We start from the raw sequence: 13,306 nt of genomic DNA, 5'->3' as shown, positions 1-13,306 counted from the left end.
TTGGACGCGAGCCCTGATCTGCGCCGGATTGGGGCTCGTTCTGTTTTGTGGTCTCGCCACCCTCGCACGGGCCGAGGACCCGGAGACCGTGCTCCGAACCTCCTCCCCGTTCATGGACCTCCAACGCGGCGATCCCATCCGCGTCCGCCTGCCTCGCGACGATTCCTTCCGCGCCCGGTTCCTCGCGGCCACGCCGGAAACGTTGTCCTTCGCATCCGACAAGCGGCTGCGTCATGAGTCCCGTATGGGCTTCAAGGCGATCGAGGGTCTCGACCGCCGCTCCGGCAGTCACGGCCACACGCTCGCCGGAGCGTTCCTGGGGCTGGTCCTGGGCGCCGGCATCGGAGCGCTGATCAGCACCTCCGAGGAGGAGGGCCGGGATCAGTGGGTCGCCACGGTCATCTACGGGGCGGCCGGCGCCGGCTCAGGGTTGGTGCTCGGCATCGTCGCCGGCACCCTGATCCGCACCGACGACTGGGCTCCCGTCTGGGAGCGCTGACCGCGACCGGAGCAGGCTACGAGAAGAGCGCGCGGACCCCGTTCTGCGCGGCCTCGAAGAGGCCGCTCGGCCAGAGGCCGGGGAGGAGCGTGCCGGCCGCGGTGAGCAGGAGCACCACGGCGAGGGCGATCGGGACGCGGAGCTTCGGGAGCGCCTCCTGCGGCTCGCGCATGTACATCAGCACCATGAGCCGCAGGTAGTAGAAGACCGACACGGCGCTGTTCAGGACGCCGAAGACGGCGAGCAGGATATGCCCCGACGAGACGGCGGCGCCGAAGAGGTACAGCTTCCCCACGAAGCCCACCGTGGGCGGGATCCCCGAGAGCGAGATCATGAAGAGCGAGAGCAGGGCGCCCAGGATCGGATAGCGGAATCCCAGCCCGGCGTAGTCCTTGAGCTCGTCCCCCTTCTCCCCCTGGTGCTCCAGCAGGATGATCACGGCGAAGGCGCCGAGGTTCATCGTCACGTACGCGAGGAGGTAGAAGAGGGCGCCGGTCCCGCCGATCACGCCGCCGGAGACGATCCCGATCAGGACGTATCCCGTGTGCGCGATGCTCGAATAGGCGAGCATCCGCTTCACGTTGGTCTGCGCGATCGCGGCCACGTTCCCCACCGTCATGGTCAGGATGGTGATCACGGTGAGCACGGCGTCCCACTCGGCGTGAACGGGGCCGAACGCCACGAAGAAGACCCGCACGATCGCCGCGAAGGCGCCCGCCTTGGGCCCCGCCGACATGAACGCGGTGATCGGCGTGGGGGCTCCCTCGTACACGTCGGGGGTCCACATGTGGAACGGCGCGGCGGCCACCTTGAAGGCCAGCCCCACGAGGATGAGGGCCAGCCCCGCGTAGAGCAGCCCCTCCGGCACCGGGGTCGCCGTGTTCCCGAGCACGTCGGCGATCTTGAGGATGCTGGTCGAGCCGGTGGCGCCGTAGGTGAGCGCGATGCCGTACAGGAGGATCGCCGACGAGAAGGCGCCGAGCAGGAAGTACTTCATCGCCGCCTCGTTCGAGGCGTCCGAGTTCCGGCGATACCCCGCCAGGATGTAGAGGGAGATCGAGAGGACCTCGATCCCCAGGAAGAGCGTGATCAGGTCGAGACCCGAGGCCAGGATCATCATCCCGGACGTCGCGAACAGGAGCAGCGCGTAGTACTCCGAGTGCTCCACGTCCTCCTTCTTCAGGAAGGGATGCGAGAGGAGGATCACGACCCCGGTGCTCGCGAGGAAGAGCACGTTGAAGAAGGTGGAGAGCGAATCGAGCGCCACCATGCCCGAGTAGCCGTGCTGGACCGCGCCGCCCCACTGCGCCAGCGTCCGCCAGAGGGCCCAGACGATGGCGCCCATGGCGATCCACGCCGAGAGGTGCTTCTTGCCGTGCGGGAGCATCAGGTCGATCACGAGGAGCGCGATCGCCACGCCGCTCACGATGAGGAGCGGCTCGATCATCCCGAGATTGGCGTCGATCGGGAGCTTCATGGCGTGTCCGCCTCAGCCGTCGTCGCGGCCCCGATCGTCTCGGTCGCCATCACCCGGGCGTTCACCCGGGCCATCAGCTCCGCCGAGGAGGTGTCGAGGCGGCGCAGGAACGGATTCGGGAAGATCCCGATCCAGAGGATCAGCGCGATCACCGGCGCGAGCGTCCAGAACTCGCGCGGCGAGAGGTCGCGCAGGCCCCGGTTCTTCTCGTTCGTGACCGGGCCGAACATCACCCGCTCGTACATCCAGAGCAGATAGACCGCGGCGAGGATCACGCCGGTCGCGGCGATCCCGGTCACCCACGGGTAGACCCGGAAGGCGCCGAGCAGGATCAGGAACTCGCCGATGAACCCGTTCAGCCCGGGCAGGCCCAGGCTGGAGAGGCAGATGATCAGGAACAGGGCCGCGAACCAGGGAAGGATGGCCGAGAGCCCGCCGAACTCCGAGATCTCGCGGGTGTGCCGCCGCTCGTAGATGATCCCGACCGCGAGGAACAGCGCCCCGGTGGAGAGCCCGTGGTTCACCATCTGGAGGACGCTCCCCTGGATCCCCTGGGTGTTCAGCGCGAAGAGCCCCAGCATCACGAAGCCCAGGTGGCTCACGGACGAATAGGCCACGAGCTTCTTCACGTCGCGCTGCACCATGGCCACCAGCGCGCCGTAGATGATGCCGATCACCGCGAGCGCGATGATCCACGGGGCGAACGCCCGGGTGCCCTCCGGAAAGAGCGGCATCGCGAACCGCACGAAGCCGTAGGTCCCCATCTTGAGGAGCACGCCCGCGAGGATCACCGATCCCGCCGTGGGCGCCTCGACGTGCGCGTCGGGAAGCCAGGTGTGGAACGGGAACATCGGCACCTTGATCGCGAAGGCAAGCGCGAAGGCGGCGAACAGCCAGAGCTGCGCCGAGCCCGCCAGCGGCGTGTCGTAGAGCCGGATGAGGTCGAACGTGTAGGTGCCGAACGCGGCGTGATAGGCGAAGTACAGGTACAGGATGGCGACGAGCATGAGCAGGCTCCCCGCCACCGTGTAGAGGATGAACTTGACCGCCGCGTAGATCCGGCGCGGGCCGCCCCAGATGCCGATGATCAGGTACATGGGGATCAGCACCGCTTCCCAGAAGATGTAGAAGAGCACGAGGTCGAGCGCGGCGAACACACCGATCATCCCCGTTTCCAGGATCAGCAGGGTCGCCATGTAGCTCTTCACCCGGTTCGTCACCGCGCTGAACGTCGAGAGGATCGCGATCGCGGTCAGGAACGTGGTCATGAGGATCAGGAGCGCGCTGATCCCGTCCACGCCCAGGTGGTAGGAGATGCCGAGCGGGCCGATCCAGGGGACGTTCTCCTCGAACTGCATCCCCTTCCGGGCCAGGTCGAACGAGGTCCAGAGCGGGATCGAGGCCAGGAACGTCAGCGCCGAGAACAGGAACGCGGTCCAGCGGATCGCGCCGAGCCGGGCCGAGGGCATGAGGAAGACCACGGCGGCGCCGACGAGCGGCAGGAAGATCAGGAACGTGAGGAGCGGCACGCCGAGAAGGCTCATGCGCGCCTCATCGGAGCGCCAGGTAGCCGAGCACGACCACGAGCCCCAGGGTGATGATCAGGGCGTAGAACTGCACGTATCCGGTCTGCGCCGCGCGCAGGATCCCCGCGCCACGCTCGATCTGCTTCCCGACCCCGTTCACCGCCCCGTCGATGACGGCGGCGTCGAACCCCTGCCAGAGCCGCTCCGACCCGCGCACGATCGGCTGCACCACCGTCCGGTCGTACAACTCGTCCACCCGGTACTTCTCCCAGAGGGTCCGGTAGAGCCCGCGCGCGCTCTCGGCCAGGCGGCGCGGCAGCGTCGGATCGGTCACGTAGAACCGCCGCGCGAGGAAGATCCCCGCCAGCGCGACCATGAGGGAGATCGCCATGAAGACGATCTCCGTCCCCGGCTGGTGGGCGGCAGCGGCCTCGGCGTGCGCCGTGGGCCCCATCACCCGCGCGAGATCCGCGAAGACCGGCTCGAGCCAGGCGTCGAAGCGCTGGCCGCCGGCCAGGATCGGAATGTTGATCAGACCCCCGACCGCCGCCAGGACGGCGAGGATCATCAGCGGTAGGGTCATGCTCGTCGGCGACTCGTGGAGATGGTGCTTCGCCTCTTCCGAGACGCGCATCGGCCCGTGGAAGGTCATGTAGTAGAGCCGGAACATGTAGAAGGCGGTGAGGAAGGCGCCGATCACGCCGACCGCCCAGAGTCCGGGATTGACCCTCCAGGCGTTCCAGAGGATCTCGTCCTTGCTGAAGAATCCGGACAGGGGAAAGATCCCGGCGATCGCGAGCGTTCCGATCAGCATCGTCAGGTGCGTCTTGGGGAGGTGGGCCTTCAGCCCTCCCATCCTGTCCATGTCCTGCTCGCCGGAGACGGCGTGGATCACGCTGCCGGCGCCGAGGAAGAGCAGCGCCTTGAAGAAGGCGTGCGTCATGAGGTGGAAGATTCCCGAGACGTACGCCCCCACGCCCATGGCCAGGAACATGTAGCCCAGCTGGCTGACCGTGGAGTAGGCCAGCACCCGCTTGATGTCCTTCTGGACCAGCCCGATCGTCGCGGCGAAGAGCGCCGTCGCGGCGCCGATGATCGCGACCACGATGAGCGCCGTCGGCGCCAGCGCGTAGAGCACGTGGCAGCGCGCGATCATGTAGACCCCGGCCGTGACCATGGTCGCGGCGTGGATCAGCGCCGAGACGGGCGTGGGGCCCTCCATGGCGTCCGGGAGCCATACGTAGAGCGGAATCTGGGCGCTCTTTCCCGTGGCGCCGACGAAGAGGAAGAGGGCGATCGCCGTGGCGACGGCGCTTCCGAACGCGAGCCGGTCGGGCGCCTCGGTGAAGACGCGCCCGAAGTCGAGCGTGCCGAAGTGCACGAAGATGAGGAGCATGCCGATGATGAAGCCCCAGTCGCCGATCCGGTTCACGACGAACGCCTTCTTCCCCGCCGCCGCGGCCGAGGGCTTCTGGTACCAGAAGCCGATGAGCAGGTAGGAGCAGAGCCCCACCCCCTCCCAGCCGAAGAACATCACGAGGAAGTTGTCGGCCATCACCAGCACGAGCATCGCGAACGTGAACAGGTTCAGGTACGCGAAGTAGCGCCCGTAGGCCTTCTCGTGTCCCATGTAGCCGGTCGAGTAGACGTGGATCAGGAAGCCGACGCCGGTGACGATCAGGATCATCACGGCCGAGAGCGGATCCAGGCCGAAGCGGACCGCGACCGAGAAGTCTCCCGAGTCGATCCAGGAGAAGAGCTGCTGGACGAAGACGCGATCCTCCGGAGCCAGCCGCGCCAGCGAGAGGAAGCAGCCGACCGCGATCAGGAACGCGAGGCCGACCGTCCCGGTGCCGATCGCGCTCACGAGCTTGCGCGGAAGCTTCCCCGCGCCGATCCCGTTCACGATCGCGCCGAGGAGCGGCAGCGCGGGAATCAGCCAGAGAAGGGAGAGGGTGTTCACGCGCCTAGCCTTTCAGGAGGTGGACGTCGTCCACGCTCGCCGTTTCGCGGTTCCGGAAGATGGCGACCAGGATCGCGAGGCCGATCGCGACCTCGGCCGCGGCGACCGCCATCACGAAGAAGACGAACACGTGCCCTTCCATGCCGCCGTGCTGCCGCGAGAAGGCGATCAGGGAGAGGTTCACGGCATTCAGCATCAGCTCGATCGACATGAAGATGACGAGGGCGCTTCGCCGCACCAGCACCCCGACGACCCCGATCGTGAAGAGGATCGCGGCCAGGAGCTGATACCAGACGAGCGGAACCATGGGCATCGTGCCCATCAGAAGAACTTCCTCTTGGCGAGCACCACGGCGCCGACCACGGCGACGAGGAGCAGGAGGGAGACGATCTCGAAGGGATAGAGCCAGGTTGTGTAGAGCAGCATGCCCAGGCCCGCCGGCGAGCCGAACTCCGCCGGCAGGGCCGCGGCCGGAAAGGGGCCCCCTTCGGAGCCGCCGGGCGAGAGCACGGTCCAGAGGAGCTCGGTGGCCACGATCAGGCCGAACAGGAATCCGAAGCCCTTCGCCGCGCCGGGCGTGAGCAGCGGCGTCTCCCCTTTCACGTTGAGCAGCATGACCACGAAGAGGAAGAGCACCATGATCGCGCCCGCGTAGACGATCACCTGCAGCGCCGCGACGAACGCGGCGTGGAGCAGGATGAACACCCCCGCCAGCGAGAGCAGGACGCCGACCAGGAGCAGCGCGCAGTGCACCGGGTTCCGATGGAAGACGACGCCCAGGGCGCAGCCGATCGCGACCCCGGCGAACATGGCGAAGAGGATGCCTTCGAGCATGGCGCTAGCCCTTCACCGTCAGCACGACGGCCGTGACCGCCAGGTTGACGAGCGCCAGGGGGAGCAGGAACTTCCATCCGAAGGTCATCAGCTGGTCGTAGCGAAGCCGCGGGAAGGTCGCGCGGATCCAGATGTAGAAGAACAGGAACGCGACCAGCTTGATCAGGAACCAGGCCCACCCCGGCAGGAAGGGCCCGTTCCAGGCGCCCAGGAAGCAGGTGATCGCCACGGCCGAGACCACCATGATGTTCGCGTACTCCGAGACGTAATAGAGCGCGAAGCGCATCGAGGAGAATTCGGTGTGGAAGCCCGCGACCAGCTCCGTCTCCGCCTCGGCCAGGTCGAACGGCGCGCGGTTGGTCTCGGCGACGGCGCAGATCATGTAGATCACGAACGCCACGATCTGGGGCACGATGAACCACATGTGCGTCTGCGCGCGGCCGATCTGCAGCAGGCTCAACGACCCGGTCATGAGGATGATCGGCAGGAGTGCGGTGCCCATGGCCAGCTCGTAGGAGATCATCTGCGCCGAGGAGCGGAGCGCGCCGAGCAGCGGGTACTTCGAGTTCGACGACCACCCGCCCAGCACGATGCCGTAGACGCCCATCGAGGTGGCGCCCAGCAGGAAGAGGATCGCGATGCTCACGTCCGTGATGCGGAGCGGAATGACCCGCCCGAAGAGGGTCACGTGGTCGCCGAAGGGGATCACGCTCATGGCGGCCAGGGCGGTCACGACGGAGATCGCCGGCGCCACGGCGAACATCACCTTGTCCACCTGCGACGGGACCACGTCCTCCTTGAAGAAGAGCTTGATGCCGTCCGCGATGGTCTGGAGCAGGCCGAAGGGGCCCACGCGCTGCGGGCCGATGCGGTCCTGCATGTGCCCGAGGACCTTCCGTTCCATCCAGACGATGATCGGAACTCCGAGAAGGGTGAAGCCGAGAACGATGAGGACCTTGACCAGGGCTTCGATGAGGTAGGCGAGATCCACCGGCTACTGGAGCTCCGCCAGCAGCTTCTCCACGTCGTCCGGCTTGACGCCCTCGAAGTAGCGGTCGTTCACCATGACGACGGGGGCGGTCCCGCACGATCCGAGGCACTCCACCTCGACCAGCGTGAAGCGGCCGTCGGGGGTCGTCTCCCCTTCCTCGATGCCGAGGCGCTCCTCCAGCTTCCGCCGGAGGGTCTGTCCGCCGAGCATCGAGCAGGAGAGATTGCGGCACACCTGGAGGAGGTACTTCCCGACCGGCTTCTGGTGGAACATCGTGTAGAAGGACACGACGCCGGCCACGGTCTGGAGCGACAGATCGAGGAGCTGGGCCACCTCGGCCTGCGTTTCCTCGCTCAGCCACCCCTGGTCCGCCTGCGCCCGGTGCAGCGCCGGAATCAGCGCCGACTGGTTCGTCTCGAACGTGGACTTGAGATCCTGGATGTCGCGGCGCGCCTTGTCGGAGAGCACGATCAGGCTTCCACGTTCGGGAACTGGTCGGACATCGTCGGGAAGTCCTTGCGGAGCGGATGGCCGATCCAGCCGTCGGCGGTCAGGATCCGCTCGAGGTTGGGATGGCCGTCGAACACGATCCCCATGAGATCCCACACCTCGCGCTCCATGAAATTCGCCGAGCGCCAGACCGCCGTGGCCGACGGCAGCGGCTCCCCCTCGTTCACGCCGACCTTGAGGAAGAAGCGCCGGTTGAAGGTGACCGAATAGAGGTTGTAGACGACCTCGAACCGGGGCTCGTTCTGCGCGCGCTGCTCGTAATAGTCCACCGCGGTCAGGTCGCAGAGCAGCTCGCAGAGGAGATGCGGATCGGTCTTCGCGAAGCGCAGGGCCTCGAGCGTGTCTTCCTTCCGGATCCAGATGGAGAGCTGCTTCCGGAACGACTGCGTTTCCTTCACGCCGTCGCCGAAGCGCGACCGGAAGTGCTCCACGGTCTTCGTCTGATCGGCGTCGAGCGGCTCGAGCAGCTCCGGATCGGGTCTCAATCCCATTCCAGCGCTCCCTTCCCCCAAACGTAGGCGAAGCCGAGGATCAGGATCAGCAGGAAGACGCCCATCTCGATCAGGCCGAAGAGCGCGAGGCGCTTGAAGACGACGGCCCAGGGATAGAGGAAGACGATTTCGATGTCGAACACGATGAAGAGCATCGCGACCAGGTAGAAGCGCGCGTGGAAGCGCTCGCGCGCGTTCCCGATCGGCGTGATCCCGCACTCGTAGGGAAGCTGCTTGGCCGGATCGTAGACCCGCCGCCCCAGGAAATGGGAGGCCACCAGGGTGAACACGGCGAAGCCGATCGCCACGATCACCATGATCAGGACCGGGACGAACGCGCCCGGGCTGTTGGGGTCGACTGGGCTCAAGGTTCACTCCGTTGGGCGCGAGGCGCCGGAACGGGTAAAGGTTTGTGAAAAAAGGTGCTAACCGCGGCAGGATAGGAACCGGGGGGTGGGTCTGTCAAGCCACTTTCTCGAAGTGCGCCCTTTGTACCTCTCCGGCGATGCGGACCGCGCGGAGGTCGGGATCGTGCTCGAGCAGCAGGATCCAGTTCTCCCGGATCGCGTCCTTCAGCACGGCGCGCTTCGTTTCGAGGGTCATCATGGGATAGAGGTCGTACCCCATGATGAACGGCAGCGGCAAGTGCGCCGCGGTCGGGATCAGATCGACGGCGTAGAGCGCGCGGGCGCCGGGAATGTCGAAGAAGACGCCCTGATGTCCCAGCGTGTGTCCCGGCAGGTTCTTCATCCAGACCCCGGGCAGGACCTCGATGTCCTGCGCGTGCAGGATGAGCTGCCCCGACTGGGCGAGCGGATCGTAGTTGTCGGAGAGATACGAGGCGCGGTTCCGCTCGTTCGCGTGGTGCGCGTCATCCCACTCCTGGCGGCGCACCAGGTAGTGGGCCTTCGGAAACGTGGGGCGCACCATTCCGTCGGCGCCGCGCGTGGTGCCGCCGCCGCAGTGGTCGAAGTGAAGATGCGTGAGCGCGACGGTGTCCACCAGCTCCGGCGCGACCCCTGCCGCGCGCAGATCTTCGATCAGCCCCTCGGGACGCTCGATCGCGTAGATGTCGCGGAACTTCGCGTCATCCTTGGTCCCCGATCCCGCGTCCACCAGCACCCGCTTCCCGTCCCCCTCGATCAGCAGGCAGTTCATGGCCATGCGGATCCGGTTCCGCTCGTCCGCGGGCGCGGTGCGGGTCCAGAGGGTCTTGGGGACGACGCCGAACATGGCGCCTCCGTCCAGGCGGAAGCGTCCGCCCGAGAGGAAGCGCACCGTGTAGGGGCCGATGGTGATCGCGTTGGGCGCGGATGCCGACGAAGGGCCCGAAGCGGCCTCGGGTGTCGTGGATTTGGCGTTCATGTCGCGATTCTCGCGTGGACGTTTCAGGCGGCGTAGCCGGAGCATCCCGTAAGCCGAGTTCTGTCGGATTGCTCCGTGGCGACCATTTCTCTGGGACGCGCGTTACCGAGCGCCTCTAGCGACCTACCCGGGACTCGTCGAGGCGGGCCACCTCATCGTCCCCTATTTGGTCTTTCTCCGGGTGGGGTTTACCGAGCCGAAGGAGTCGCCTCCTCCGCTGGTGCGCTCTTACCGCACCGTTTCACCCTTACCGCGGGCCTTTCGGCCCGAGGCGGTTTGCTTTCTGTTGCACTTTCCCTGGGATCGCTCCCGCTGGGCGTTACCCAGCACCCTGCCCTGTGGAGCTCGGACTTTCCTCGAACCGCGCGTGAGCGCGGCCCGCGGCCGCCTGTGATGCTCCGACGTCCGCCTGCCTGTTACGCTGAGGCCAGTCTAGCACATCGGATCGGGTATCCTGCCGCCGTGGACTCGCGAAACCGGCTGGCCCTGCGCGCCACCCTGCACTGCCTGTCGGGCTGCTCCATCGGCGAAGTCGGCGGCATGGTCGCCGGCGCGGCGTTCGGCCTGAGCGCCGGGGCCACGGTCGCGATCTCGATCGTTCTCGCCTTCTTCTTCGGCTACCTGCTCACCCTGTGGCCGCTGCGCGCCGCCGGCATTCCCTGGCGGCGGGCGATGGGGCTGGCCGCGGCGTCCGACACCGTGTCGATCACGATCATGGAGATCGTGGACAACGTCGTGATGCTCGTCATCCCGGGCGCGATGACCTCCGGGCCCGGCACGGCCCTCTTCTGGATCAGCATGGCCGTGTCGTTGGTGCTTGCGGGCGCGGCGGCGTTTCCCGTGAACCGCTGGCTGATCGCGCGCGGGCAGGGGCATGCCGTCGTGCACGACGTGCACGGCGGGCAAGGGCACCACCACTAGGGTTCTCGCCGTGCAGCTTCCTAGGCCCCCTTCTGCGGCCCCTCCTGCGCGTCCAGCGCCTCGTTCGCGAGCTCGTCGGCGCGCGCGTTCTGCTTGCGCGGCACATGGCGGAACGAATGCGTCGGCACCGCGTTCAGGAGCATCGTGACGCGCGCGTGCAGCGTCTGCAGGCGCGGCTCCTTCACGCGGTACCGGCCTTCCAGCTGCCGCACGACCAGCTCGCTGTCGAGGAAGAAGTCCGCCTGCCGCGCGCGCGCCTCCTTGAGATACTCCAGCGCGGCGATCAGCGCCATGTACTCCGCCTCGTTGTTCGTGTGCACCCCGAGGCAACGGCTCGCCTCGAAGATGACGCGGCCCGTCTCGTCCGAAACCACGACTCCAATCGCGGCGGGGCCCGGGTTTCCCCGCGCGGCGCCGTCCGTGTGCACGATGTATTTCATGGGCGCAGAGTACGCAGGCGCAGCCGGTTTGACAATGGCGCGAACCACGGCGACAATGCCACGCGTTCCCGCCGTTTACCCGGAGGCGCCATGGCCAAGGCCACCCCGCAGGATGCCGAGCTGATCCTCAAGCTTTACGAGCTGCGCCGCGACCCCGAGCTGCGGCGCGCGCGCAACTACCTCCTCTCCGAGTTCGCCGTCACCGACTGGGAGGAGATCCGCCCGCACTGGATGACCGGAAGCGAGATGGACCGCCACGTCCGGATGGTCTCGTCCTACTGGGAGATGGTCGCCGCGTTCGTGAACCGCGGTCTCCTCGATGAGGATCTTTTCTTCGACACGCACGGCGAGGCGCTCGTCGTGTGGAACCGCCTGAAGGCGATCGTGCCCGCGGCGCGCAAGCAGATCCGGCCCACGTGGCTCTGGAACCTGGAGCGCCTGGCGCGGCGGCAGGAGCAGTGGCGGCAGCGCTCGTTCAAGACCGCCGCGCGCGTGATCGAGGCGGGCTCGAAGCTCCGCGCGGCAAAGAAGTCCTGATGGGGAGCACCTTCGGCCGCTTCCTCACGATCACCACGTTCGGCGAAAGCCACGGACCCGCGGTCGGCGTGATCGTGGACGGCGTGCCGCCCGGCATCCCCGTCGATCCCGCAATGATCCAGAAGGATCTCGACCGGCGGAAGCCCGGTCAGAGCGCCGTCACCACGCAGCGGAAGGAGCCCGACCAGGTCGAGATCCTCTCCGGCGTCTTCGAGGGCGTGACGACCGGCGCGACGATCGCGCTCGTCGTGCGCAGCGTGGACGCGCGCTCGCAGGACTACTCCGAGCTGCGCGATCTCTACCGCCCCGGCCACGCCGACTTCACCTATTGGGAGAAGTACGGCGTGCGCGACTACCGTGGGAGCGGCCGCTCGAGCGGGCGCGAGACGGTGGGGCGCGTGGCGGCGGGCGCGGTCGCCCGGCGCCTGCTGGAGGGCGAAGGGGTGCGCGTGCAGGCCTACACCGTGCAGGTGGGCGACCTGGTCGCGCGCGAACGGGACCTGGATTTCGTGGAGCAGAATCCCGTGCGCTGCCCCGACCGCGCGATGGCGCCCGAGATGGAGCGCGCGATCCTGGCCGCGCGCGAGGCGGGCGACTCACTGGGCGGCGTGGTCGAGACCCTGGCCGCCGGCGTTCCCGTCGGACTCGGCGATCCCGTGATCGACAAGCTGCACGCCCGGCTCGCCTTCGGTCTGATGTCGATCCCGGCGATCAAGGGGTTCGAGATCGGCGACGGATTCGCCGCCGCGCGCCTGCGCGGCAGCGAGAACAACGACCGGATGACCCCGAAGGGCTTCGCGACGAACCACGCGGGCGGCGTGCTGGGTGGCATCTCCACCGGACAGCCCATCGTCACGCGCATCGCCGTCAAGCCCCCCTCCTCGATCGCGCTCCCCCAGAAGACCGTGGACCGTCATGGCCAGGAGCGCGACTTCGCCATTCACGGCCGCCACGATCCCTGTCTCTGCCCGCGCGTCGTCCCGGTGGCCGAAGCGATGACGTGCCTCGTGCTCGCCGACGCGCTCCTGGCGCAGCGCGCGATCGAAGGGTGGCGGCCGAAGGGACGGGAGTGATCGCGGGAACGGGTCGCACGTGATCGACCGCATCACGACCCGCGTCTCCGAGATCCTCCGCATCCGCTATCCAATCTTGCAAGCCGGGATGGTCTGGGCCTCCGGGCACCGCCTCGCGGCCGCCTGCGCCGAGGCCGACATCCTCGGCACGATCGGCGCCGGCTCGATGAAGCAGGACTTCCTGCGCGAGGAGATCCGGAAGGCCCGCGCCCTCACGTCGAAGCGGCTGGCGGTGAACATCCCCCTGCTCCGCACGGACGCGGCCGAGCTGCTCGCGATCGCCCTCGAGGAGAGCATCGACACCATCATCACGAGCGCGGGAAACCCAGCCCTGCTGGGCCCGCGCATCAAGGCTGCGCGGGCAACTTGGATCCACGTCGTTCCCAGCGTGAAGCATGGAAAGAAGGCGCAGGACTCGGGCGCGGACATCGTCATCGGCGAAGGATTCGAGGCGGGCGGCCATAACGGCGTGGACGAGATCACGACGCTGGCGCTGATCCCCCAGCTCGTGGACGCGCTCTCGGTCCCGGTCGCCGCCGCGGGCGGAATCGCCGACGGCCGCGGGTTCTTGGCCGCCATGGCCTTAGGGGCGGAGGGCATCTCCGTGGGCACACGCTTTGCATGTACCCCAGAGTCGTCTTCCCACCCCCTTTATAAGGAAGCGGTTGTCGCCGCCGGC

16 protein-coding genes and 1 other RNA gene are annotated in these 13,306 nt (G+C 67.5%); 5 read left to right on the top strand and 12 right to left on the bottom strand.

Features of this window, described 5'->3' with window-relative positions; all coding sequences use genetic code 11:
• On the top strand, positions 1-499 hold a 499-nt coding region (locus tag VE326_14415; GenBank protein ID HYJ34399.1), incomplete at its 5' end, for a hypothetical protein.
• Positions 500-515: 16 nt separating this feature from the next.
• Here the strand turns inward: VE326_14415 and VE326_14410 are convergent.
• The 11 genes from VE326_14410 to rnpB all read right to left on the bottom strand — a co-directional run bounded on the left by VE326_14410 (position 516) and on the right by rnpB (position 10,056).
• Positions 516-1,976 carry an NADH-quinone oxidoreductase subunit N gene (locus VE326_14410; protein ID HYJ34398.1) on the bottom strand — a complete coding sequence of 487 codons (1,461 nt, stop codon included), beginning with the start codon at positions 1,974-1,976 and terminating at the stop codon, positions 516-518.
• The gene (locus VE326_14405; GenBank protein ID HYJ34397.1) at positions 1,973-3,520 is read right to left on the bottom strand and encodes an NADH-quinone oxidoreductase subunit M; all 1,548 of its coding nucleotides are present in this window, start codon (positions 3,518-3,520) and stop codon (positions 1,973-1,975) included. Before VE326_14405 ends, VE326_14410 begins: the two co-directional genes overlap by 4 nt.
• 7 nt (positions 3,521-3,527) lie before the next feature.
• Positions 3,528-5,465 (bottom strand): NADH-quinone oxidoreductase subunit L, encoded by a 1,938-nt coding sequence (gene nuoL / locus VE326_14400; GenBank protein HYJ34396.1) that lies wholly within the window; start codon positions 5,463-5,465, stop codon positions 3,528-3,530.
• A 4-nt stretch (positions 5,466-5,469) separates the two neighbouring features.
• Complete coding sequence (nuoK, locus tag VE326_14395) at positions 5,470-5,772, bottom strand: NADH-quinone oxidoreductase subunit NuoK (GenBank protein ID HYJ34395.1); 303 nt, start codon at positions 5,770-5,772, stop codon at positions 5,470-5,472.
• A gap of 14 nt (positions 5,773-5,786) precedes the next feature.
• A complete protein-coding gene (locus VE326_14390) occupies positions 5,787-6,299 on the bottom strand; it encodes an NADH-quinone oxidoreductase subunit J (GenBank protein HYJ34394.1) in 513 nt (170 codons plus the stop codon).
• A gap of 4 nt (positions 6,300-6,303) precedes the next feature.
• Positions 6,304-7,290 (bottom strand): NADH-quinone oxidoreductase subunit NuoH, encoded by a 987-nt coding sequence (gene nuoH / locus VE326_14385; protein ID HYJ34393.1) that lies wholly within the window; start codon positions 7,288-7,290, stop codon positions 6,304-6,306.
• Positions 7,291-7,293: 3 nt separating this feature from the next.
• Positions 7,294-7,758, bottom strand: a complete 465-nt coding sequence (gene nuoE, locus VE326_14380; GenBank protein HYJ34392.1) for an NADH-quinone oxidoreductase subunit NuoE — start codon at positions 7,756-7,758, stop codon at positions 7,294-7,296.
• A 2-nt stretch (positions 7,759-7,760) separates the two neighbouring features.
• On the bottom strand, positions 7,761-8,291 hold the full coding sequence (locus VE326_14375; GenBank protein HYJ34391.1) for an NADH-quinone oxidoreductase subunit C: 531 nt from the start codon (positions 8,289-8,291) through the stop codon (positions 7,761-7,763).
• On the bottom strand, positions 8,282-8,608 hold the full coding sequence (locus tag VE326_14370; GenBank protein ID HYJ34390.1) for an NADH-quinone oxidoreductase subunit A: 327 nt from the start codon (positions 8,606-8,608) through the stop codon (positions 8,282-8,284). The genes VE326_14375 and VE326_14370 overlap by 10 nt, the downstream gene beginning before the upstream one ends.
• Before the next feature lie 145 nt (positions 8,609-8,753).
• The gene (locus VE326_14365; GenBank protein HYJ34389.1) at positions 8,754-9,656 is read right to left on the bottom strand and encodes an MBL fold metallo-hydrolase; all 903 of its coding nucleotides are present in this window, start codon (positions 9,654-9,656) and stop codon (positions 8,754-8,756) included.
• A 34-nt stretch (positions 9,657-9,690) separates the two neighbouring features.
• Positions 9,691-10,056, bottom strand: an RNA gene (rnpB, locus tag VE326_14360) — RNase P RNA component class A.
• 62 nt (positions 10,057-10,118) lie between these two features.
• Between rnpB and VE326_14355 the strand changes: the two genes are divergently transcribed.
• Complete coding sequence (locus tag VE326_14355) at positions 10,119-10,577, top strand: DUF4396 domain-containing protein (protein ID HYJ34388.1); 459 nt, start codon at positions 10,119-10,121, stop codon at positions 10,575-10,577.
• Positions 10,578-10,597: 20 nt separating this feature from the next.
• On the opposite strand, the gene VE326_14350 is transcribed toward VE326_14355, so the two are convergent.
• Positions 10,598-11,017, bottom strand: a complete 420-nt coding sequence (locus tag VE326_14350; protein ID HYJ34387.1) for a ribonuclease HI family protein — start codon at positions 11,015-11,017, stop codon at positions 10,598-10,600.
• 90 nt (positions 11,018-11,107) lie between these two features.
• Here VE326_14350 and VE326_14345 point away from each other — a divergent pair, with 90 nt between their 5' ends.
• The 3 genes from VE326_14345 to VE326_14335 form a co-directional block, all read left to right on the top strand.
• Positions 11,108-11,554, top strand: a complete 447-nt coding sequence (locus tag VE326_14345; protein ID HYJ34386.1) for a hypothetical protein — start codon at positions 11,108-11,110, stop codon at positions 11,552-11,554.
• Positions 11,551-12,627, top strand: a complete 1,077-nt coding sequence (gene aroC, locus VE326_14340; GenBank protein ID HYJ34385.1) for a chorismate synthase — start codon at positions 11,551-11,553, stop codon at positions 12,625-12,627. The genes VE326_14345 and aroC overlap by 4 nt, the downstream gene beginning before the upstream one ends.
• Before the next feature lie 19 nt (positions 12,628-12,646).
• The coding region (locus VE326_14335; protein HYJ34384.1) for a nitronate monooxygenase at positions 12,647-13,306 on the top strand (660 nt) is incomplete at its 3' end.

The organism is Candidatus Binatia bacterium (assembly GCA_035631035.1).
Classification (GTDB): Bacteria; Eisenbacteria; RBG-16-71-46; order SZUA-252; family SZUA-252; genus DASQJL01.
Note: the sequence above shows the minus strand (reverse complement) of the source record. Positions and strands in the feature narration are given on the sequence as shown.